This window comes from Bradyrhizobium sp. LTSP857 (assembly GCF_000938285.1).
Classification (GTDB): Bacteria; Pseudomonadota; Alphaproteobacteria; order Rhizobiales; family Xanthobacteraceae; genus Bradyrhizobium.
Window position 1 is genome coordinate 338,652 of sequence record NZ_JYMS01000026.1, and the last position, 21,368, is coordinate 360,019.

17 protein-coding genes and 1 tRNA gene are annotated in these 21,368 nt (G+C 61.8%); 4 read left to right on the forward strand and 14 right to left on the reverse strand.

Annotated features, from left to right (window positions below):
• The gene (locus UP06_RS15705; protein WP_156162995.1) at positions 1-270 is read left to right on the forward strand and encodes a hypothetical protein; all 270 of its coding nucleotides are present in this window, start codon (positions 1-3) and stop codon (positions 268-270) included.
• Between the two features lie 442 nt (positions 271-712).
• On the forward strand, positions 713-1,072 hold the full coding sequence (locus tag UP06_RS15710) for a hypothetical protein (RefSeq protein ID WP_045003656.1): 360 nt from the start codon (positions 713-715) through the stop codon (positions 1,070-1,072).
• A gap of 574 nt (positions 1,073-1,646) precedes the next feature.
• On the opposite strand, the gene tenA is transcribed toward UP06_RS15710, so the two are convergent.
• Positions 1,647-2,321: a thiaminase II gene (tenA, locus tag UP06_RS15715; protein ID WP_045003658.1), complete on the reverse strand. Its 675-nt coding sequence runs from the start codon at positions 2,319-2,321 to the stop codon at positions 1,647-1,649.
• 382 nt (positions 2,322-2,703) lie between these two features.
• Here tenA and UP06_RS15720 point away from each other — a divergent pair, with 382 nt between their 5' ends.
• Positions 2,704-4,284, forward strand: coding sequence for a trypsin-like peptidase domain-containing protein (locus UP06_RS15720; protein WP_045004209.1), 1,581 nt, complete (start codon positions 2,704-2,706; stop codon positions 4,282-4,284).
• A 55-nt stretch (positions 4,285-4,339) separates the two neighbouring features.
• Here UP06_RS15720 and UP06_RS15725 read toward each other — a convergent pair whose 3' ends face one another.
• The 4 genes from UP06_RS15725 to UP06_RS15740 form a co-directional block, all read right to left on the reverse strand.
• Entirely contained in the window at positions 4,340-6,346 is a 2,007-nt protein-coding gene (locus tag UP06_RS15725; protein ID WP_045003660.1) for an ATP-binding protein, read from the reverse strand.
• 75 nt (positions 6,347-6,421) lie between these two features.
• Entirely contained in the window at positions 6,422-6,664 is a 243-nt protein-coding gene (locus tag UP06_RS15730; protein WP_045003662.1) for a hypothetical protein, read from the reverse strand.
• A gap of 100 nt (positions 6,665-6,764) precedes the next feature.
• Positions 6,765-6,841 (reverse strand) — tRNA-His (locus UP06_RS15735).
• A gap of 191 nt (positions 6,842-7,032) precedes the next feature.
• Positions 7,033-7,467 carry a phasin gene (locus UP06_RS15740; RefSeq protein ID WP_045003664.1) on the reverse strand — a complete coding sequence of 145 codons (435 nt, stop codon included), beginning with the start codon at positions 7,465-7,467 and terminating at the stop codon, positions 7,033-7,035.
• 613 nt (positions 7,468-8,080) lie between these two features.
• On the opposite strand from UP06_RS15740, the gene UP06_RS15745 reads away from it, so the two are divergent.
• Complete coding sequence (locus tag UP06_RS15745; protein ID WP_045004211.1) at positions 8,081-11,530, forward strand: PAS domain-containing sensor histidine kinase; 3,450 nt, start codon at positions 8,081-8,083, stop codon at positions 11,528-11,530.
• 13 nt (positions 11,531-11,543) lie between these two features.
• Here UP06_RS15745 and UP06_RS15750 read toward each other — a convergent pair whose 3' ends face one another.
• The 9 genes from UP06_RS15750 to UP06_RS15790 form a co-directional block, all read right to left on the reverse strand.
• The gene (locus tag UP06_RS15750) at positions 11,544-13,088 is read right to left on the reverse strand and encodes an FAD-dependent oxidoreductase (protein WP_045003665.1); all 1,545 of its coding nucleotides are present in this window, start codon (positions 13,086-13,088) and stop codon (positions 11,544-11,546) included.
• A 293-nt stretch (positions 13,089-13,381) separates the two neighbouring features.
• A complete protein-coding gene (locus tag UP06_RS15755; RefSeq protein ID WP_045003667.1) occupies positions 13,382-14,554 on the reverse strand; it encodes a thiolase family protein in 1,173 nt (390 codons plus the stop codon).
• Between the two features lie 224 nt (positions 14,555-14,778).
• On the reverse strand, positions 14,779-16,368 hold the full coding sequence (serA, locus tag UP06_RS15760; RefSeq protein ID WP_045003669.1) for a phosphoglycerate dehydrogenase: 1,590 nt from the start codon (positions 16,366-16,368) through the stop codon (positions 14,779-14,781).
• A gap of 118 nt (positions 16,369-16,486) precedes the next feature.
• Positions 16,487-17,659: a phosphoserine transaminase gene (locus UP06_RS15765; protein ID WP_045003670.1), complete on the reverse strand. Its 1,173-nt coding sequence runs from the start codon at positions 17,657-17,659 to the stop codon at positions 16,487-16,489.
• A 79-nt stretch (positions 17,660-17,738) separates the two neighbouring features.
• A complete protein-coding gene (locus tag UP06_RS15770) occupies positions 17,739-17,930 on the reverse strand; it encodes a hypothetical protein (RefSeq protein ID WP_245305492.1) in 192 nt (63 codons plus the stop codon).
• A gap of 173 nt (positions 17,931-18,103) precedes the next feature.
• Positions 18,104-18,568, reverse strand: coding sequence for a GNAT family N-acetyltransferase (locus UP06_RS15775; protein ID WP_045003672.1), 465 nt, complete (start codon positions 18,566-18,568; stop codon positions 18,104-18,106).
• A 16-nt stretch (positions 18,569-18,584) separates the two neighbouring features.
• Positions 18,585-19,175 (reverse strand): glutathione S-transferase family protein, encoded by a 591-nt coding sequence (locus UP06_RS15780; protein WP_045004213.1) that lies wholly within the window; start codon positions 19,173-19,175, stop codon positions 18,585-18,587.
• Between the two features lie 76 nt (positions 19,176-19,251).
• Entirely contained in the window at positions 19,252-20,139 is an 888-nt protein-coding gene (locus UP06_RS15785; RefSeq protein ID WP_045003673.1) for an outer membrane protein, read from the reverse strand.
• Between the two features lie 169 nt (positions 20,140-20,308).
• Positions 20,309-21,145, reverse strand: coding sequence for an outer membrane beta-barrel protein (locus UP06_RS15790; protein WP_045003674.1), 837 nt, complete (start codon positions 21,143-21,145; stop codon positions 20,309-20,311).
• Positions 21,146-21,368: the final 223 nt, after the last annotated feature.

The window sequence follows — 21,368 nt, forward strand, 5'->3', positions numbered from 1 at the left end:
ATGTCCCTGATCGTGGACGGCTATGTGCGGCTGCGGGATCGCGCGGCTCTGGAGAAGCTGCGCACCCACCGCATTGAGATGCTGGAAGCGGCGAGGTCCGTTGTCGAACTCGACAACACCCGGATGATCGCCGCGCTCGTGGAGGAAATCGAGCTCATCGATGCCGGATTGTCTCGACTGAACACTCTGCGAGAGCAGCGGGAGCTCGCGCCCGATGATCCCCAGGCAACGCCTCTCAACGACATCGAGCCTCGCGATCCGCATCGATGACGGCGGAAAGCTCCGCCCTCGCGCGGCGGTGAGTGATCCGCTTAGGCAGCCCAGTCCATAATGGCGTCAATGAAAGTCTGAGCCTGGCGGATCGCGTCCCCCCTCGTCGCACAGACGCCGACCGACACGGTTCGGCCCTTTCCGACAGTCCACTGCCAACCGGATAAATAACGCATCTCAACGATCGAGAAGCTGACGCCGCGATGTTCCACGGAGGACCTCCGCTGACATGTTGCTGGGTTCGAAGAGACTACTCCAGGAGTTGGATAAGGTCGAGGCCCAGGTACAGCGAGCCACCTTGACGGAAGAGGCTGCCACGACTCGCCTTCCTGATCGGCCACGACCAATCCGGCCACAGTCAGGGAAAGCAGCCGAACATGGAACGGACGTGCCCGTCATGTGTTCGAGTTTCTGCCCAAGGATTATCAGACGCATTCAGTCTATGGAGGATCCCATGAACCAAGACAAAGCGATGGTCAGAGAACTCGTCGAGCGTATCGAGGGAGTGGTCGGAACCCATTTCGAGTTGGAGATCAAAGGACATCATCACAAGAAGACGCTGGTTGTCGAAGTCGACTTCGACCTCGATCCCAACGGCAGCCATTTTTCGCGCGCAAAACTCGAATCGATCGAGAACACTTTTGAAACGGTGATCCGTGAGGAAAATAGCGAGGTTGTTTCGAAGCTGAAAATCGTCGGTCGAACCAGCCGATCCACGGACAAATTCGCCGATACCACCACGGGGCCTGGCGCAACATCAACAAAGGGCGCGCCGGCCAATCTACGGTCTTCGCCGAACTGACATAGGCGATATTCAAGTTGATCCCCATAGCCACTCCAAAGCGGCCAGTGGATGCTCCGGCGCCACTGGCCGAGGGCAAAAAGACGCACCCACCAAACCCGCTATGGAGTGATACACAGGCAAGCGACTGAGCGACTTTCTGGCAAGCCTAGGGCCACCCTGCGCTACGCGGAATACGATGATGACGAGCAATATCCTCAAGAAAATGGTTTGCGCGCTTCACGAGCAGTTGGAAGAGCGTACGCGGCTTCGTCAGCGCGAGAAGCGCAGAAGGAGAGCCGCGATCGCAAGGGAGAAAGGCTGGAAGGATTTATTTGATCATATGTCCAGACACTCTGCCGGCGCTTCGGGCCTTACATCCCAGCCAGTATCGTTGACCGCACAAGAAGCAGCTCGCGAAGTTAAACGAGACGAGGCACACGCCCATAACCATCAAGGGCCTGCCGAGTCTGCTAATATCCTCCCATTGGCTCGCTCGCAGCGCAGCGGTCATGTTTGATATCAGCCTGGCTCTCGATGCCTCCTGATTTCGTGGGTCTCGTGCACTGCCACCGTAATTCCATTGCCGAAAGGGCTATTGAACACGCTGGCCCGCGCGCCAGGCCATCTCCCAGAAGTCTGCCTCGAGTCGGGTGGCTTCCTTGAAGATCGCGATCAGCTCTGCCTCGCGGGCCGGCGTGGCGTAGAGATCGGCCAGATGCTCCATGTGCGCCCGCGCTTTGGCAGCGACCTCCTGGTATGGCGCACCGGCGTACTCGGCGATCCAAACGCGGTAGGCGTTCGTCGGCGCGTCCGCAAGGGGGAGCGAGGCGAGCCGCGTTGCGATCTCCGCGTACCCGATCACGCAGGGGGCAAGCGCCACCTTGAGAGCCAGCAGGTCGCCGCGCATTCCCGCGTCGAGCACGTAGCGTGTATAGGCCAGCATCTCGGCCGCCGGAGGGGCCTGTTCAAGATCGGCCGGGGATAGACCCCATTCGGCACAGAGCTTCACATGCAGGTTCATCTCGACATCGAGGATGGCCGAAAGGCCGGCCGCTGCTTCACGCATGTCGGCGAGTTTGGGCGACTTGTAGACCGCGAGCGCGTAGGCGCGAGCAAACTCGATGAGGAACAAATAGTCCTGAACGAGGTAGTGACGAAACGCTGCTTCGGGGAGCGAGCCGTCTGCCAATCCGTTCGTGAAGGGATGCTCGGTGTAGGCCCGCCACTCAACGGATGCTTCTGTCTTGAGACGCTCGAAGAAACGCACGATCTTTCTCGCCCGGCTTGCTGGTCAATGAACGTCTTGGGGTCGCTACCGATAGCGCATTGCGAACCGGGGAGCTATGGTGGCGGTGCACAAATTGGCTTTGGTCAGCGTCGCGGATAGAGCCCTCCCCGCATCGAAAGTTTAGCCCATCGGGCATTTGCGGTGACAGTGCACAAAATCGGCATTCGCTTAAGCTTTTGGCTATATCGCGAGCCTTATGGCTCGCGGACGATTGCCGAAGAAGCGGACCTTGGATATGCTGCGACCGCGCCCCCTCGCATGCCGCTCTGTCGTAACTGCGGAGATTTGACCGAAAGGTTCTGGATATGATCGCGGCCCGAATGCCTTGGGCTCGGGCGAGAAGGAGGGGGCGCACTTTACGATGCCGACAGTGCCTGCAGAACTAAAGACGGCGAATGCACTTTTTGCTCATCTTGGCGTTGGAAGCGCAGAGCGAAAATTCCTAGAACATCACGCGTTCTACAGATATACCGAAGTAGCAATCCCGAAGCGGCGTAAAGGCGAGCGAAAGCTCCTTGTGCCAGAACGCCGTCTCAAATTCCTCCAGCGGGAAATGCTTAAGTTGCTATCGCAACTATACGTGCCACGTGACCCTGTGCACGGATTTGTAGTTGGTCGCGGCGCGCTCACAAACGCCAGCGCACATGAGAAACGGCCATACCTTCTCAATATCGATCTAAAGAATTTCTTCGGCGTAATTGCCCGCCGCCGAGTGCGCGGCATGTTGCTAAGTTTCCATCTAGAGGAAGAGATTGCGGAGGCAATCTGCGACATTTGCACGACGAGGAATCAGCTTCCGCAAGGCGCTCCAACATCCCCGATGCTATCGAACATGATAGCCTACCGGCTCGATCGCGATCTCATAAATTTCTCTAAGACCCATCGATTGCGATACACGCGGTACGCCGATGATATCTCTCTATTTAGCTATACGCCCCCAATGGGACTTTTCAATGCAGGTCTACCTAACTCAGGTCGAGTAGCGGAGGAGCAGCTTTCAACCGGTCTTCGCTCCGTCTTCTCTACAAATGGGTTTGAAACTGCCCCGGAAAAAATCTGGTACTCCGGTCCAGATTTTCGAAAGGAGGTAACGGGGCTCATCGTCAACGAATTTCCCAACGTCAAGCGTACTTTCGTGCGAAATCTGCGTTCCTCTTTGTACAAGGCCGAAACGATGGGGATTAGTGCAGCCGAGAAAGATTATCAGAAGCGATATGGAACGACAGCGTCCTTGCAACAAGTTCTACGTGGCCGCTTAGAGTGGATCGCGCAGGTTAGAGGCCGGAGCTTCGGAGCGTATCGAACACTTGCAAAGCGATTCAATGCGATCTTTCCGGCTTCACCCATTGCTGTGCTCCCGACATACGATGAAGTTGCGGAGCAGGCGATTTGGGTGATTGATTTCTGCGAGGATGTTGCGGGTAAACCTGAGCCTACCTGCGCACAAGGCACGGCATTCTTTATCGCAAACATCGGGCTTGTGACTGCGCACCACGTGCTCGCAGATTTGCCGCCGGGCTATAGTGCCGTGCTCCACAGACCAAGCTTGCCCGGCAAGAAGTTCAAGGCAACGCCGACTAAGCGCCAATGCCCGTATCGCGACTTGATGATATTGGAGCACAATGTACCGGCAACCGATTATCTCAGTTTATCCGCCGCAACATCACCAGAGCGGAGGAACGCTCCGATCGTGGCCTTAGGATTTCCCAGCTTCAACGCCGGAGACGAATTAGGTACGCGCTCGGGTCTCGTCGTTGGAAACGCTACTAGGCACGGGGTTAAAATGCTCGAAGTATCCGCATTACTTTTGAGCGGCATCAGCGGAGGCCCGATCGTGAACGATCGAGCTCAAGTTGTTGCCGTAGCGCATAAAGGAGGATACGAAGAAAACAAGCAGCTGGGTGTGATCGTTTCCGAGCTAATTGCTCTTGCAAACGAGTGACTAAACCTGCGATCGCCGTATCACAAGGTCGGCGATGCAGCGAGGTATGCATTTCTCAAATGCCCAACTTGTGGAAGAAGACCTTGTTCCGCATTTCGGCATCACGCTGCACCTTGGTCCAGCTTAAGACTTCGATGTAAAGCTTGATATTGCCGTACCATCGAAAGTAGCCGAGGCCATCCGGCATCACCGTGAAATCTTTTTCTCGCTCCAGCCAGATCTTCACCTTCTGCGGAAAGTCGCACACCACGTACCCATAGAACGGTGTGTTAGTGCTGACGAGGATGTCTCGCCCGTAGGGCGTCTTGTACTTTCCGTCCCTTATGTCGTTCACGTAGCGGACGATCTGCTCGATCGGATCTTCGTCGGATGAGGGATTGACGAAGTCGTGACGCTGAGGCTTTTTGAACTCGAAGATCGTAATCGGATTCGACGCCTCGTTGTCTCCGCGAAATGCAACGCGTTTGCCGAAGATTGACAAATCCGTTCGGTCACCATTCTTGTCATCCATGGGCTTGTCGGACGCTACATACTCGGTGAAATTTAGCCGCTCGTCGAGTATCCAAAGATTGTGCTGGTCGTAGTCGATCTGATCAGTGTCTCTCTTGCGCGGCATTACGATGTCATGCACATCGCCTTCAGACTTGTATTTTCCGTCATCGCCGATTTGCAACGACTTATCGAAGAGTTCGAGAACGCATTTGCGCAGCGACACGTAATGAATAAGGTCGTTCTTGCTCGTCTGAGAAATTTTTCCAACGACTTCCGTTACCCTATCTTTCAGGTCTTCGGTGTCCTTGCTCTGGAGTATTTGCTTCACCTCCGCCCGGACGCGCGTCTCCATCTGGAATTTTGCAGCTTGAAGGTGGAGTTCAATCTCCTGTGGAGTAGGCTTCATCGACAGTGACGAGAAGTCGGTTTCTCGGCTCAAGCCTCGGTGCCACGGCGCTTCATCGTTGATGTAATCTCTGATGCGTGCCTGCTTGCGCTCTCTTCGCGCCAAGATTTCATGACCGACTGCCTCTTGAGCAATCGTTGCCGCTTGCGCCTCGATTTGAGACTGCGAAATTCCAAAAACCAAGTCATTGTCTTTGCCAAAGCTGAAAGCTCCGCGCTCAAGCGAGACGTTTCGATCGAGATAGTCACCAAAGACGTACGCTTTTATGATGTAATTCCGATCCTTGGCGTTTTCTCCTTCGTCTGTCTTGTCATAGAACTCATCCGCGAACTCTGGAATGTACGTCTGCATCGTCACGTCGGTGACTTCTCTCCGATGGGCCACCAAGCTGACCTTGCTCTTGTTCGCGCGGGGCGCGTAGAACTTGAACACGCGGACGGTGAATACTTCGTCTTTATCTTTGTCGAGGGATTTGAGATGCAGTTCGTTCTTCTGCACAGACAGTTCGACGATCTGTCTATTGGTTTGACCAAGATAGTCGTTGAGTAAGATAGGGCTACCGCCCTGATCATCGCGCATGACGATTTGGGGGCATTCCGAATTTGGATCGATGAAGTAGGGGAGCAGCTTCTCAACCAAGACTCTCGCGATGACATCGAGCCCTTTGTCCGGAAACTTGACGGCTTGCGCGCCGGAGATGGTGACCGCCGATCCGGTCGCGGCAACTCCCGCATCTGCCACCTTTTCATCGATTATGATGTCGTTGCCATGCCCCATCGCGAAAGAACGCTTCTTCCGCATTAGGCCATCCGCGAATACGCTCTCGACGGTGAACCGACGGAAGTATTTGAGGCATGTGAACCGCCCGAAGCCCTTACCCCCATCGCCGGCCTTGAGGGCCGTATACAAGGTGTCAAAGGAGTTTCGGTGCTCTTCGTTAAACCCGATGCCGTCGTCCCGAACAATGAAGCCATCCACTGGGGCGATCTTGTCGATCATGTCGGCTTGATCGTGCCGAAGGATTGTAACCTGGATCAACCCGCCCGTTGGCTTTACCGCTCGAATGGCCTGGATCGCGTTCACGATGAGTTCGATAACAGGGGTGTAAACGGTGGTGCCCGAGCGAATGTTCTCAACCGCTCGCTTGATATTAATGCTGCTCAACTCGTTTCCCCTTCAGCGAGCGGCCTGGTCGGATATTTGCGCGCAAGCAAAACGCGAATGTATAGGCCAAAACGTTTAGGTTGCAAAAGGCGCGACGAAGTCGGGCAAGCGTTTATGATCCGGCGCCGCTTCTCCAGTTGCGACGATCATTGGTAGGGGCACGGAGAGCGCCGAATGGACGCCGCGATTGAGGCGCGGGTCCTCGTGCGGAGATCCGAACTGGCCGAACGATGTTGGCGCGCGAGCAGCGCCCGCCAGCACTGAATGCGCCCCCCAACCCGTGATGTCTAGGACGATCCTGTTCCAGATAATGGTCATGATCCGAAGACCGGCGTCTTGAGACTCACCTGAGCCTGGGTCGAGGCAGGTCGGTGGTCTGGCAAAGTCTCGGTGATGTCTGCTGGGACGTCGCCGGCGTTGGTACAGTTGGGTGGGCTCGAACCACCGACCTCCTGTTCCACAGACAGGCGCTCTAACCAACTGAGCTACAACTGCATCCTTGCGAGCCGCGCCTCTGGGCGCCCTGAACGGGCTGACCGAGGGGGGCTGGACGGGGCGGAAACTAGGTGCAACAGCCGTTTTTGGCAAGGCCGCAAAACCCGATAATCGCGCCTCAAACAACGTTATTTCCAAAGCAAAACCCGGGCTCTAGGCCCGGGTTTCTTAACTTAAACCGGCCGGTCCGCTCAGGCGGCGGGCGGGTAGAGCTTGGCGGCAGAGGCCTTGATCGGCTCGACGGCGGCAGTGGCAGCCCGCTGGGCGATCTCGGCGAGCTCCTTGGCCTGGGCCTGGAAGGTCTCGAGCTGCTTCTTGGAATGGTCGGTCCACAGCGCGAACGCGTCCTGCGGCGACTTCACGCTGAACAGCTCCTGAGTGAAGTCGAGATGGGCCGTGGTGTTGGCCTTGGCGAATTCCATCAGCTTGGCGGTGTACTCGCTCGCGCCCTTATGGGCAGAGCTGAATACGGCCTCGACGGTGCCGTTATGGGTTTCGGCGGCGTCCTTGAACTTGGCATAGCTTTCACGGGCCTGCGAAACGCCCTTTTCGGCGAACGCACGCATCTGCTCCGGAACCTCGAACGGAATGACGGAGGCAGAGAATGGATCAGTCGCACCTGTCATGGTTGTCCCTCACGATAATGGAAAATGGGGTGAGCCTTCTGGCGCCTCCCGCCGGGCCCCAATTTGGGCCTCAATTCAGCGGGTACGAAGACCGGATACGCGAAACGAAATGGCTCGCCCAACGCCCGGTAGTATGGCTGCCTAACATGTCAACATTGTGCGGCGCAACGCGATCCGCACCGCGTTGCCATAATTTAATCCCGGAGAGGATGAGGTTCCTGGGTGGGGGAACTCATGGTTGCGGTACCACAAGGCGAACTGATGAGGCGGTCCGTTCCCCTCTCGCTTGCGGGAGAGGGTTGGAGTGAGGGTGCTTCCGCAACGGGATAGCCCCAATGCGAAGAGAGCCCCCACCCGGCGCTTCGCGCCGACCTCCCCCGCAAGCGGGAGAGGTTGGACCGAGCCCGCGGCGCCCGCGCTGAATCCTGCGGATGCAGCACGGCTGCGGCTTGCAGGGCCGGCCGGATTAAGGTTATCGCGGCTTTAGGTCTTGCCCTGTAGACCGGGGCCGTGGACCTGCCCGCGCCCGCGCGCGATACTAACCCTTTCTTAAGGCTGCCATTCCCGGCAGCGCCGTACCCTGATGCGTGACAGCGAGACACAAGCCGGTCGGATGACGAATTCGGATTTCCAGTTGCGAGGCGTCGGCGATCCGCGGCTGGCCGTGCATGCGACCTCTCCGCTGCCTGCGTGGCTCTGGTCGCTCGACGGCGCGCGCGTGCTGTGGGCCAATCCGGTCGGCGCCAAATTCTTCGGCGCGTCCAACGCGGCTGCTCTCGCGCAAAAGATTTTCGGACCGGCCGACAGCCATCGCCGCCAGATCGCCCAGCTTGCCCGCCGGCTGCCCACGGGCGGCGCGATCAGGCTCGAGCGGCTGCGCGGCTTCGGCGCCGCGCTCGGCACGCTGATGACCTGTGCCTGCGCGCGGCTCGAATTCGCCGATGGCGGACATGGGGTGCTCGTCACCGCGATGAGTGCAACGGGGCGCATCATGCCGCTGGTCGAGCGCCTGCATCGGCTGGTCGAAGGCGCGGCGGTGCCGATGGCGGCGTTCGCGCCCGACGGCCTGTTTATCGGCGCGAGCGAGGCGGCCCGTCCCCTGCTCGGCTTTCGTGATCTCAGCGAGGCCGGCCTCGAGCAGGCGCGCAGCGATGCGCTCACCAAAGGCCGTGTCGAGATGCCGCTCGGCATCGGCACCATGGTGCTGCAACGGGTTGGCCTCGGTGCCGATATCGGCCTGGTCGCGCTGATCGAGCCAATCGTCGCGCAGGCCGAGCCTGCCGCGGCCACGGCTGAGAGCACGCCGGACGTCGCGCCTGAAGCGCCGGTTCAACCCGCGCAACAAGCCGTCGCCACGCCGGCCGAGCCGCCGCCAGCGAACAACGAGGCCGAAGCCGCGATACCGATGTTCGACGCATTCGCCGAGCCGATCGAAACGCCGGTGCCAACCGCCGCGCCGGTCCAGGAAAACGTCCAAGAAAACGTCCAAGAAAACGTTCAGGACAACGTCCAAGACCACGTTCAGGACAACGTTCAAGACAATTTCGAAGCGGTGAGCGAGGCCGCGCCCAAAACTCCGGTTGAAAACCCGCCCTCAGCCATCGTGCCGCCGCAAGCCGCGCCGATCACGCCCCTTATGGTCGAGCCGTCGTCGGCCCAGGCGGAACCGCCCGCACCGCACCAGCATCCGCTGCGCTTCCTGTGGCAGATGGATGCGGAGGGGCGTTTTGTGCTCGCAGCCAGCGAGTTCATCCGCCTGATCGGCGCGCACACGGCGTCCGGCTTCGGCCGGCCCTGGCACGAGATCGCCGACGAGTTTGCGCTCGATCCGGACGGACGCGTCGCGCAGGCGCTGGCGAGCCACGACACCTGGGCCGGGATCACCGTGAACTGGCCGGCCGATGGCGGCGAGCATTTACCGGTCGAGCTTGCGGGCCTGCCGGTCTACGACCGCGAGCGCAATTTCGCGGGCTTCAAGGGCTTTGGCGTCTGCCGCGATCTCGACGGCCTCAACCGGCTCGATGCGCTCCGCCGCTACGAGCTGCTCACCGGGCCGCTCGCGCAGCACGGCCTCTCGGCCGATGTGGTCGAGCCTGATCCCGAGCCGGAGGCGCCGCCTCCGCCGATCGAGCCGCCGCCGCCCGCATCTGAGCCTGAACTGCCCGAACCCTTAAGCGACGCGAATTCACAGCAAGCCAGTCTGGAAACATCCGTGGAAACGCCTCCCAACGTCGTACCGTTCCGCCCGGCCGGCGATCTCAGATCACAGGGTGATCAGAGATCACCCAGTGATCAGAGATCGCCGACGCTGACGCCGGTCGAGAACAGCGCGTTCAACGAGCTCGCCCGGCAATTGTCCGAGCGGCTCGAACGCGAGCGGGAAACGATCACGGCCACATCGTCCGAGCCGCTGACGACCGAGATCGAAACTGAACCGGCGCTCCCTGAGCCAGAGGCACCGCATGCTGCGGTCGAGTGGCTGGCTGAGCCTGCGCCGCCTGCGCGCGGCGACAGCGCGCGCGACCGCACGCTGCTCGACCTGCTGCCGACGGGCATTTTGATCTACCGCCTCGACCGCCTGCTCTACGCCAACTCCGCCTTCCTCGCGCGCATGGGCTATTCCAATCTGGGCGCGCTGGAGGATGCCGGCGGGCTCGACGCGCTCTATGTCGAGCCGGGCGTGTCCGCGGCCAGCAGCACCTCGCAGGCCGGCACACCGGTGACGATCAGCGCGACGGTCGCCAATGGCGAGCAGCCGCTCGCGACCACTGAAGCCCATCTGCACACCATCGACTGGGACGGCGCATCCGCGCATGCCCTGATCTGCGCGCTGCCGCAAGTGACAGCTGACATCGCCGCGCCCATCGTTGCGCCGCCGGTTGTCGCCGAGCCTGTCGTCGCCAATCCTGTTGTCGCAGAATCCTTCCCCTTCGCTGCTGAGCCCGAGGCCGGCGATGCGGACGCGGAGGATCTCGCCGCGATCCTCGACACCACGGCCGAGGGCATCGTCATGTTCGATGCCGAAGGCAACATCTACGCCTGCAACCGCAGCGCCGAGGCGCTGTTCGGCTATGACGGCGAAGCGCTGATGCAGCACAATCTGGTGACGCTGTTCGCACCTGAGAGCCAGCATGTCGTCATCGACTATCTCGAAAGCGTCAAGAGCCAGGACATCGCAAGCCTGCTCGACCATGGCCGCGAGGTGCTGGGTCGCGAGAAGAACGGCGGCGTGATTCCGCTCGCGATGATCCTGGGCCGCACCAGGCCCGACGGCCCGAACTTCTTCGCCGTGTTCCGCGATCTCTCGCAGAGCAAGCAGGGCGAGAACGAGCTGACGCGGGCGCGCCGCCTCGTCGACGGCGCCGCCAACGCCAAGGCCGACATGCTGGCGCGGATCAGCCACGAGATCCGCACGCCGCTCAACGCCATCATCGGCTTTGCCGAGGTGATGATCTCCGAACGCTTCGGCACGCTCGGCAACGAGCGCTACGGCGAATACATGAAGGACATCCGCGCCTCCGGCGAGCGCGTCATCACCATCATCGACGATCTGCTGGAGCTGTCGCGGATCGAGACCGGCAAGCTCGATCTCAACTTCGCCAACCTCAGCCTCAACGATCTCGTTGAAGCCTGCGTCGTGGTGATGCAGCCGCAGGCCAACCGCGAGCGCATCATCATCCGCACCTCGCTCGCGCATGCGCTGCCGCAGGTCACGGCGGATACCCGCGCGCTGCGGCAGGTCACCATGAACCTGATCTCCAACTCGATCCGGCTTGCGAGCGCCGGCGGCCAGGTCATCGTCTCGACCGCGCTCAACGACCGCGGCGACGTGTGCCTGCGCATCCGCGACACCGGCCATGGGCTGAGCGAAAAGGAAGTCGCCGCCGCAATGGAGCCGTTCCGCACCCCGCCGCCCGGAGACGCGTCGGACAATTCGGCGCTCAACCTGTCGCTGACCAAGGCGCTGGTCGAAGCCAACCGCGCCCAGTTCAACATCAGGAGCACGGCCAACACCGGCACGCTGATCGAAGTGGTGTTCGCACCGGCGCTGGCGCGGGCTTGAGGTGCGGCGGCGCTTAACGCGCCTCCGTGGCTTCACCGAACCATCGCGCCGCGGCGTGAGCGGCCTCCTCATCGTCGGACGCACCGTCGCTGGCCCAGGCGACGAAGCCATCGGGGCGCACCAGCACAGCGCTCAGGCCCAGCCGATCCCTCGGCTCGCCTGCGACATAGGTGATCCGATCACCCCAGCGGCTTGCGAGCGCCTGGAGCGGTGCGCGCGCGTCGAAGTCCAGCATTATCCCTTTCGCTTGCCTCAGACGTTCTCCGACCGTCGTGCCGTCAGGCCATTCGAAATCGGAAACGCTGCGGCCGACAAGCGGATGGTTGCCGCCGAGATCGTAGCGGAGCGAAACGCCGCGCACGCGCTCGACGAAATAGGTCGTGCCGTCCCGGGTCTCGATCAGATCGCGAATGATGGACTGGAGCGCGCGGGTGCTCGGCGTCGGCCGCATGATCGCGACCTGCGCGCGCGACCAGTCGAGGATCTGCGCGCCCACGGGATGCCGCTCGCGCGAATAGGTATCGAGGAGATTTGCCGGTGCATGCCCGTGGATCGTCGCAGCCAGCTTCCAACCCAAATTCAAGGCATCGCCGAGACCGAGATTGAGGCCCTGGCCGCCCAGCGGCGAATGGATGTGGGCGGCGTCGCCCGCGAGCAGCACACGCCCTTTGCGATAGGTCGTTGCCTGATGGGCCCGATCCGTCCATGTCGCAGCAAGCCGAACGGCGGTGATGGTGACGTCCGTGCAGGACACATGGCGCAAGACCCTCTGCACATGCTCGATTGAGATCGGCTCGGTCCGGTGGAAAGCGCCGCCGTCGAAATCGACCATCGCGATCGTCCCGGGCTGCGCGAAGGTGTACATGCCCGTGGGCGTGTAGTTGCGGCCCGGGCGGAGTTTCGTGGGATCGGCGAGCTCGACCTCGACGGAATAGCCCGTGAACTCGGGATCGGTGCCGACGAAGTCGAATCCACTCAGCTTGCGCACCGTGCTGCGGCCGCCGTCGCAACCGACAAGCCAGCGTCCCCGAAAAGTCTCGCCGCCCGCCTGCACCGCGACGTCTTCATCTGAATCGGCAATGGCGGTGACGCCAAAGCCGCGCCGAATCTCGACGCCCATGCTGCTTGCGCGCGCGGCGAGAACAGTTTCGAGAGTTTCCATGTCGACCGCGACATTGGCATCGGCCGGCGTTGGCAGGCGCCAGGGCCACTTCGCGGCATCGATGTCGTCCTGATAGAACTGGATGCCGGCGAAATGACCCGCGGGCCGTCGTGTCTGCTGCATCCAGTGGGCTGCGGTCTTGATTGCGCCGGAGCTCGCGCGCTGCGCGGCCACGACATCGTCCAGCAGGCCACGCCGGTGAAAGGCCTCGAGCGTGGCGATCGAAAGGCCGCGCAGGCCGAACGGAAGTTGCTTCAGGGCCGAGTGCGGGTCTTGCGCTTGCTCCAGCACCAGGACCGAGAGCCCGGCGAGCCGCAATTCGCACGCGAGAAACAGGCCAACGGGGCCGGCACCGGCAATGACGACGTCGTAGAGATTTGTGGACTGAGTTTGCATGAGACGCTCCTGTGGTCGATGTTCGACCGGAGCGTTCCCAGCGCTTGAGAATCACACGGACGAACAATTGAGCGCCTGCGTGGCGCCCGATGTTCGTCGCGGGGATCTCGTGCACAAGGCCAAAGACCAGAGCTTTCGTTACCGAAAGGATTTGGGCTTACCAGACCAAATCTGCCTTTTCCGACACAGGCTGTATAATTTCGTGGCGATCGATCCGCAACAAAAAAGGCACGGCGCTCGCGGCGCGCCGTGCCTTTCACATTCCGGCGATTCGCACATTCCGGCGATTTGGATCAGCTGTAGATCTCGAACAGGCCGGCGCCGCCCTGGCCGCCGCCGATGCACATGGTCACCACGCCCCACTTCGCCTTGCGGCGCTTGCCTTCCTGGAGCAGATGGCCGGTGAGACGTGCGCCGGTCATGCCGAAGGGATGGCCGATCGCGATCGAGCCGCCGTTGACGTTGTACTTCTCGGGATCGATGCCGAGCTTGTCGCGCGAATAGAGGCACTGGCTGGCGAAGGCCTCGTTGAGCTCCCAGAGATCGATGTCGTCGATCTTCAGGCCATGGCGCTTCAACAGCTTCGGCACCGCAAAGATCGGGCCGATGCCCATCTCGTCCGGCTCGCAGCCTGCGGCCGCCCAGGCGACGAAGCGGCCCATCGGATTGAGGCCGCGCTTCTCCGCATCCTTGGCTTCCATCAGCACCACGGCGGCTGCGCCGTCGGAGAGCTGGCTGGCGTTGCCGGCGGTGACGTACTTGCCCGGGCCCTTCACCGGCTCGAGCTTGGCGAGGCCTTCCAGCGTGGTCTCGGGACGGTTGCACTCGTCGCGGTCGACGACGTAGTCGACGATGGACTCGGCCTTGGTCGCCTTGTCGACCACCTTCATCTTGGTCTTCATCGGGACGATCTCGTCCTTGAACTTGTTGGCCTGCTGGGCCGCGGCCATGCGGCGCTGCGACTCCAGCGAATATTCGTCCTGATATTCGCGGCTGAGCTTGTAGCGCTCGGCGACGATATCGGCGGTATCGATCATTGCCATGAAGATGGCCGGCGCCGTCTTGAGCAGCTCCGGATCGACCCATTCCTTCGGCGAGCCGCCGCCGGGAATCGAGATGCTCTCGACGCCGCCCGCGACAATGCAGTCAGAACCGTCCGAGCGAATGGAGTTCGCGGCCATCGCGATGGTCTGGAGGCCCGAGGAGCAGAAGCGATTCACCGAGACGCCGCCGGTTGATTTCGGCAGCCCTGCGAGCAGCGCCGACTGACGGCCGATATTCGGCGCGCCATGGGCGCAATTGCCGAGATAACAATCCTCGACATAGTCCTTCTCGACGCCGGCGCGGTCGACCGCATGGTGGATGGCGTGGGCCGCGAGCGACATCGGCGGCGTGATGTTGAACCCGCCGCGGCCGGACTTCGCCAGGCCCGTGCGTGCATAGGAAACGATGACGGCTTCACGCATTGTTTTCTCCCTTGTCAAACCATTGGTACGGAGTGTCCTCGGGCCATTGGTACACAAAGTTTGGGAAGTGCGGGAGAAATAAAGCGCCGCGCTGCATCAACAAAAACGCCGCCCTCGCAAGGCGGGGCGGCGTTTTTGTTCCGCAGGTCGGAATATATGACGCCCGTCATTCCGTGACGCGCGCGCCACAATGCGCAATTGCGCATTGTGGATTGACGACTGCCTCAGAACGTCAGCGCCTTGACCTGCTTGACCTGCGGCAGGGCCTGCACCTTGGCGAGCAGATCCGCCGGCACCGCGCCGTCGACCTCGATCAGCGCGATGGCATCGGAGCCCGGCGCGACGCGGCCGAGATGGAAGGTCGCGATGTTGATCTTGGCGTCGCCGAGCAGGCTCGCGAACTTGCCGATGAAGCCCGGCTTGTCCTCGTTGGTGACGTAGATCATCGATTTGCCGAACTCGGCATCGACGCGGATGCCCTTGATGTCGACGAGGCGCGGCTTGCCGTCGGCATAGACGGTGCCGGAGACGGACCGCTCCTGGCGCTCCGTTGTAACCGTCACGGTGATCAGGCTCTCATAATCGCTCTGGGCGGCGCGCACGATCTCGTCGACCACCATGCCGCGCTCCTTGGCGACGACGGGGGCAGACACCACGTTGACCTCGCCGAGCATCGGCCGCAGCAGGCCCGACAGCACGGCTGACGTGATCGCCTTGATCTTCATCTCGGCGACGTGGCCCTCATAGGTGATCTCCACCTTGAGGATGCCGGACTCCGTGAGCTGGCCGGCGAACGAGCCGAGCTTTTCGGCGAGCGCAATGAAGGGCTTCAGCTTCGGCGCCTCTTCCGCGGTGATCGAGGGGAAGTTGACGGCGTTCGAGATCGCGCCGGTGAGCAGATAGTCCGACATCTGCTCGGCGACCTGGAGCGCGACGTTCTCCTGCGCTTCGGTGGTGGAGGCGCCGAGATGCGGCGTGCAGATCACGTTGGGATGGCCGAACAACACGTTCGCTGTCGCGGGCTCCTCGACGAAGACGTCGAAGGCGGCGCCGGCAATGTGCTTGGAATTGAGCGCATCGACCACCGCCTGCTCGTCGACGAGGCCGCCGCGGGCACAGTTGATCAGGCGCGCGCCCTTCTTCATCTTCGCGATCGCGGCTGCGTCGATGATGTTCTTCGTCTTCTCGGTGAGTGGCGTATGCAGCGTGATGAAGTCGGCGCGCTTCAGGAGATCATCGAGATCGACCTTCTCGACGCCGATGTCCTTGGCGCGCTCCGGCGACAGGAACGGATCGAACGCGATGACCTTCATGCGCAGGCCGAGCGCGCGGTCGGCGACGATCGAGCCGATATTACCGCAGCCGACCACGCCGAGCACCTTGCCGGTGATCTCGACGCCCATGAAGCGGTTCTTCTCCCACTTGCCGGCCTGGGTCGAGGCGTCGGCCTGCGGGATCTCGCGGGCCAGCGCCAGCATCAGCGTGATGGCGTGCTCGGCGGTCGTGATCGAGTTGCCGAACGGCGTGTTCATCACGATGATGCCCTTGGCCGTCGCGGCCGGGATCTCGACGTTGTCGACGCCGATGCCGGCGCGGCCGATCACCTTGAGGTTGGTCGCCTTCTCCAGGATCTTCGCGGTCGCCTTGGTCGCGGAGCGGATCGCAAGGCCGTCATAATTGCCGATGATCTCGGCGAGCTTGTCCTTGTCCTTGCCGAGGTTGGGCTGGAAGTCGACCTCGACGCCGCGGTCCTTGAAGATCTGCACGGCAGCGGGCGAAAGCGCGTCGGAAATGAGAACTTTGGGTTTGGTCATGGGAATGATCCTCTACCTGCCCTGAAACGACGGGTGGCCTTCGACCGGAATAGGTTGATGTCTTGAAGAGATTTCTTCTCCCTCTCCCCGTGAGAACGGGGAGAGGCGAAAAAGAACCTTACGCTGCCTTGGGCAGAGCGGCCTTGGTCTCGGCAAACGCCCAGTCGATCCACTGGGTCAGGAGCTCGACGTCCTTCGCCTCGACGGTGGCGCCGCACCAGATGCGCAGACCAGCCGGTGCGTCACGGTAATAGGCGAAGTCGTAGCCCGCGCCTTCCTTCTCGACCAGCGCGACCAGCTTCTTGGAGAACTCGGCTTGCGCGTCCTCCGAAAGCGAGGTGAGCGCCGGATCGGTGAACTTCAGGCACACCGAGGTGTTGGAGCGGATCGCCGCATCCTTGGCCAGGAAGTCGATCCAGGGCGTCTTCGCCTTCCAGTCGGCGAGCACCTTGGTGTTGGCGTCGGCGCGCGCGATCAGCGCCTTCAGGCCGCCGATCGACTTGGCCCAGGTCAACGCGTCGAGATAGTCCTCGACGCAGAGCATCGAGGGCGTGTTGATGGTCTCGCCGACGAAGATGCCTTCGTTGATTTTGCCGCCCTTGGTCATGCGGAAGATCTTCGGCAGCGGCCAGGCCGGCTTGTAGGTCTCGAGCCGCTCCACCGCGCGGGGCGACAGGATCAGCATGCCGTGCGCGGCTTCGCCGCCGAGCGCCTTCTGCCAGGAGAAGGTGACGACATCGAGCTTGGCCCAGTCGAGGGCTTGCGCAAATGCGGCCGACGTGGCGTCGCAGATGGTCAGGCCCGCGCGGGTCGCGCTGATCCAGTCGGCGTTGGGCACGCGCACGCCGGAGGTGGTGCCGTTCCAGGTGAAGACGACGTCGCTGTTCTGATCGACCTTGGAGAGATCGGGGATTTCACCATAGGCCGCGTTGAGCTTGGTGACGTCCTTGAGCTTCAATTCCTTGACGATGTCGCTGACCCAGCCCTCGCCGAAGGATTCCCAGGCGAGCGTGGTGACGGGCCGCGCACCGAGCAGCGACCACAGCGCCATCTCGACCGCGCCGGTATCGGACGCCGGCACGATGCCGATGCGATAATCGGCGGGCACTTCAAGCACTTCGCGCGTCAGATCGATCGCGAGCTTGAGCTTGGTCTTGCCGACCTTCGCGCGATGCGAACGGCCGAGCGCTGCGTCCTTGAGATTTTGGGCGTTCCATCCGGGGCGCTTGGCGCAGGGGCCGGAGGAGAAATGCGGCACGTTCGGCCGCGAAGCGGGCTTCGCTACAGTCATAATCTACCCTTCCAGATAGTGAGCCTCCCGTTGGGGGGAGGTGTCCCGCCGCGGCTGATACGGGAAACGGGAAGAGTCGTCAAGGAAGTTCCGGGACCTCACGCGCCAGTGATGGCGCCTCCGGCGCGATCTCCGGGGATTCGACCACGGCAAGCGCGTTCAGCAAGCCCGTGGCATCGCTGATCAATTGCGCGGCGCGACGGCGGCTGCCGACTTTCAAAATGCATTTGTCATTGGCCTGCACAACGTAGTCGTTGCCGACCTTGATCATTGAATAGCTTGTCATTGAAATCCCCGAACCGACCGAGCCCGGTGTCTGACGCTGGCGTAGCACCCTTCGTTCCCGGATCAACGTGAACGACCGCTGGGTAGTTTATCAGCTCTTAACATGAACGAACGTGCGATCCGATTTCGCAGCTTGCGCAACGGCTGCGACGCGCTGCCTCAAAAGCGCACAGTCATGCCTACATGACTCGCAGCAAATCCAAGCCGCTTGTAGAAGCGCTGCGCATCGACGCGACTCTGATGCGTCAGCAATTCGACCAGATTGCAGCCGCGCGCTTTTGCCTCGGTAACCGCCCACTGCACCAATTGCTCGCCGATGCCGCGGCTGCGACAATCAGTGGCAACGCGGACATCCTCGAGCAGACCGCGGAGGCCGCCTTGCGAGCTGATGCCCGGCAGCACCGCGAGTTGCAGGCAGCCGACCACCCTGCCCTCGCTCTCGGCGACCACGAGCTGGAGGTTTTGATCGCGCTCGACCCGCTCGAACGCCTCGTAATAGACGGCGGGCAGCGGATCCTCGACCCGTTCGCGGGCACGGCCGAGATGATCGTCGGCCAGCATCGCCACGATCGCGGCGACGTCCTCGCGACGCGCGGGGCGGATGGAAACGGAATTGGCAGTCATGTGAAAGGCTCCAGGCTCAGCGCGCCGATGGAAGACCGAGATAAGCCTCGGTTTCACCGATCCAGCGGCGGACGGCCGCGTATCGGCCGAGATCGAAGCCGCCTTCATGCGCGACGCGGGTATAGGCGAGCAGCGAGACGTCGGCGAGCGAAACCGCTTCCCCGGCGAAGAAGCGGCTGGCGGCGAGATGCGCCTCCATGCGGTCGAGCGCCGCATAGCCGCGCTTGACCTTCTCGGGATCGAGCTCGGATACGTCCTTGCCGAGATAGACCAGCTGGAAACGGCACACCGCGATATAGGGCTCGTGGCTGTATTGTTCCCAGAACAGCCATTCGTCCATCTTGGCAGCAGTAAAGGCATCGCGCGGAATCAGCACGCTGTCGCGGGCGAGATAGCGGATGATGGCGTTGGACTGCGCCAGCGTGCGGCCGTCGTCAAATGCGATCGTCGGCACCTGGCCAGCGCTGTTCATCTTGAGGAATTGCGGCGTGCGCGTCTCGCCCTTGCGCGTATCGATCTCGATCCAGCGATAGGGCAGCGCGAGCCTGTCGCAGACCCACTTCACCTTCAGACAATTGCCGGAATTGCTGTCGCCATAGATCTGCATCGCCGCCGCACCCTGCTTGGAGCGACAGAGCATCAGGACGTAGCGAACCTGTCAACCGCGGCGCGGCGAAGCAGCGTCAGAACTTGTAGCCGAGCCCGACGCGCGCGTTGTTCAGCGTCACATTCGTGTTCATGACGGGGGAGAACTGGACGTGCTCGTATTCCACGCGCGCGAACAGCCCGTCCCAAATGCAATATTCGAGGCCGAGGCCGGCGGTCCAGCCCACCGCGAAGGTGTTGGTCCTGTGCTGCCCCTGCGTCCCCGACTGCGCTGGGACGGGTGCGTATGTTCCGAGCGTGGTGTTCTGGTTGCCGAAGATGTCCGTTGTGGTGACGTCCACGCGCAGCTGCACATTGCTCGTCACCGTGCGGGTCACATCCATCCGTCCGACGGCTGCGCCGAAGAAGGCGTATGGCATGAAGTCGCCGCCATCCCAACCGACGCGGCCGCGGAGCGTGACCATGTCCTTGACCTGCGCCGTGGCGGCCCCGGTGAGCGACACCGCATAGTTGTTGGTGATGCCGGCGGCCCGCGTCTCACCGGGCGGGTTGACGATCACGAGCGCGTTCGAACCCGTCGACCCCGACGAGAGGTTGCCGAAATAGCTGTAGGTGCCTTCGAGACTGAGAATGGCATCGTACCACTGCCAATTGCGGCCGACGAAGCCGCCGAAATTGGTGCCTTGGGTGTTGGCCTTTTGCAGGAGCGACCACGTCGACGTCGGCTGCTGAAGCACGCTGTCGCGGAAGATGTAGTTGGTCAGGCCGACAACGCTTTGGCCGAAATCAGTTGCGTCGGTCGTGTAGCCGGCGCTGCCGCCGAAATAGACGCCGTCCCAATTGTGTGCCGTCTTCGACAGGCCGTCGGTGATGCCGCCGCGCAGCACCGGCAGATCCGGCATATCGGCCGCTTGCGCGGCAGACACCGTCCCCAACATCGCCGCCGCCAACATCAGCCTACGCATTGCAACGCTCCATCGAACTCGAACTTTCGCTCGTGATCATGGCTCGTTAACCTTAACCAATGGTTGCGTCGGGCGCTTTCATCGCTGTCACGCCATGAAAAATACGCAAAGCAAAACGGCGCGGGATGATCCCGCGCCGTTAAGAAATCCTAACCGATCGAGTTGTCGATCAGCCCTTTGTGACGAGCGGCGCCGGCGCGTAGACCGGCGGGCTGTTGAGCTCCCAGCGCACGCCGAGCTTGACGTCGTGCGAGGTGATGTCCTTGACCTTGATCGTCGAGGAGCCGGAGATGCTGCCGTCGAACGCTCGGAAGTTGCCGGGCGCGGCATCGCCGAGATCCATGTAGCTGTAGGCCAGTTCGACGGTGAAGCCGGGATTGACCTTGTAGGCGAGACCGGCGTGGGCAGCCCAGGCCAAGTTCCACTTACCATTGTCACCGAAATAGGTGACGCTGTTGGACAGCGCACCGGCGGTGTAGCGGACGCCGTTGTCCTGGAAGCTGCTCAGCTTGTTGTAGGAGCCGCCGACACCGGCGCCGATGAACGGCGTGATGCACCACCAGGTGCCGAGATCGACATAGGCGTTGGCCATGACGACCCACTCGGACTTGCTGCCGGTATAGGTGTTGGCTTCGACGTCGGTCGCACCGAGGACGACGCTGTCCGAACCGTGCAGATTGGCTTTGCCGCGGTACTGACCGATCACGTCGGCGCGGAACCAGTTGTTGAAGCGATAGCCGACGCCGAGGTCGAACAGCGGCGACGAGTCGAAGCCGAGCCCGTTCGTCGTGGTCGGGAACGCAGCCGCAGTCGCGCTGTCGATGCGCTTGGCGCTCTGGTTGGTCATGCCGACGTCGCCGCGCAGATACCAGCCGCCGAAATCGGAGGGCGGGGCGACCGGCGCGTACATGGGGGGCGGTGCCGCGATCGGCATATCGGCGGCGAACGCCATCGACGAGATCAGTGATGCCGCACCCGCGGCAAGGAGAGACTTCACGCTACGCATTGGCTTCGTCCTTTTGGCCGGTGAGGCAATACGGGCGCCTCACTTTCTGGAAACTCACAGGCCGGACGATCGCACCAAATGTTTAAGCGCCACTTAACCCTAATTTTTAAGGTTGATTTTTTCGCAACGAGCGCGCGGATGCGGCAAGAGCGTTGCAAAAATGCGGCGCTCGCGCGCCGCAATTGCTAACGATTGATGAAGCCGCCTTGCGGCGAAAAAGGAT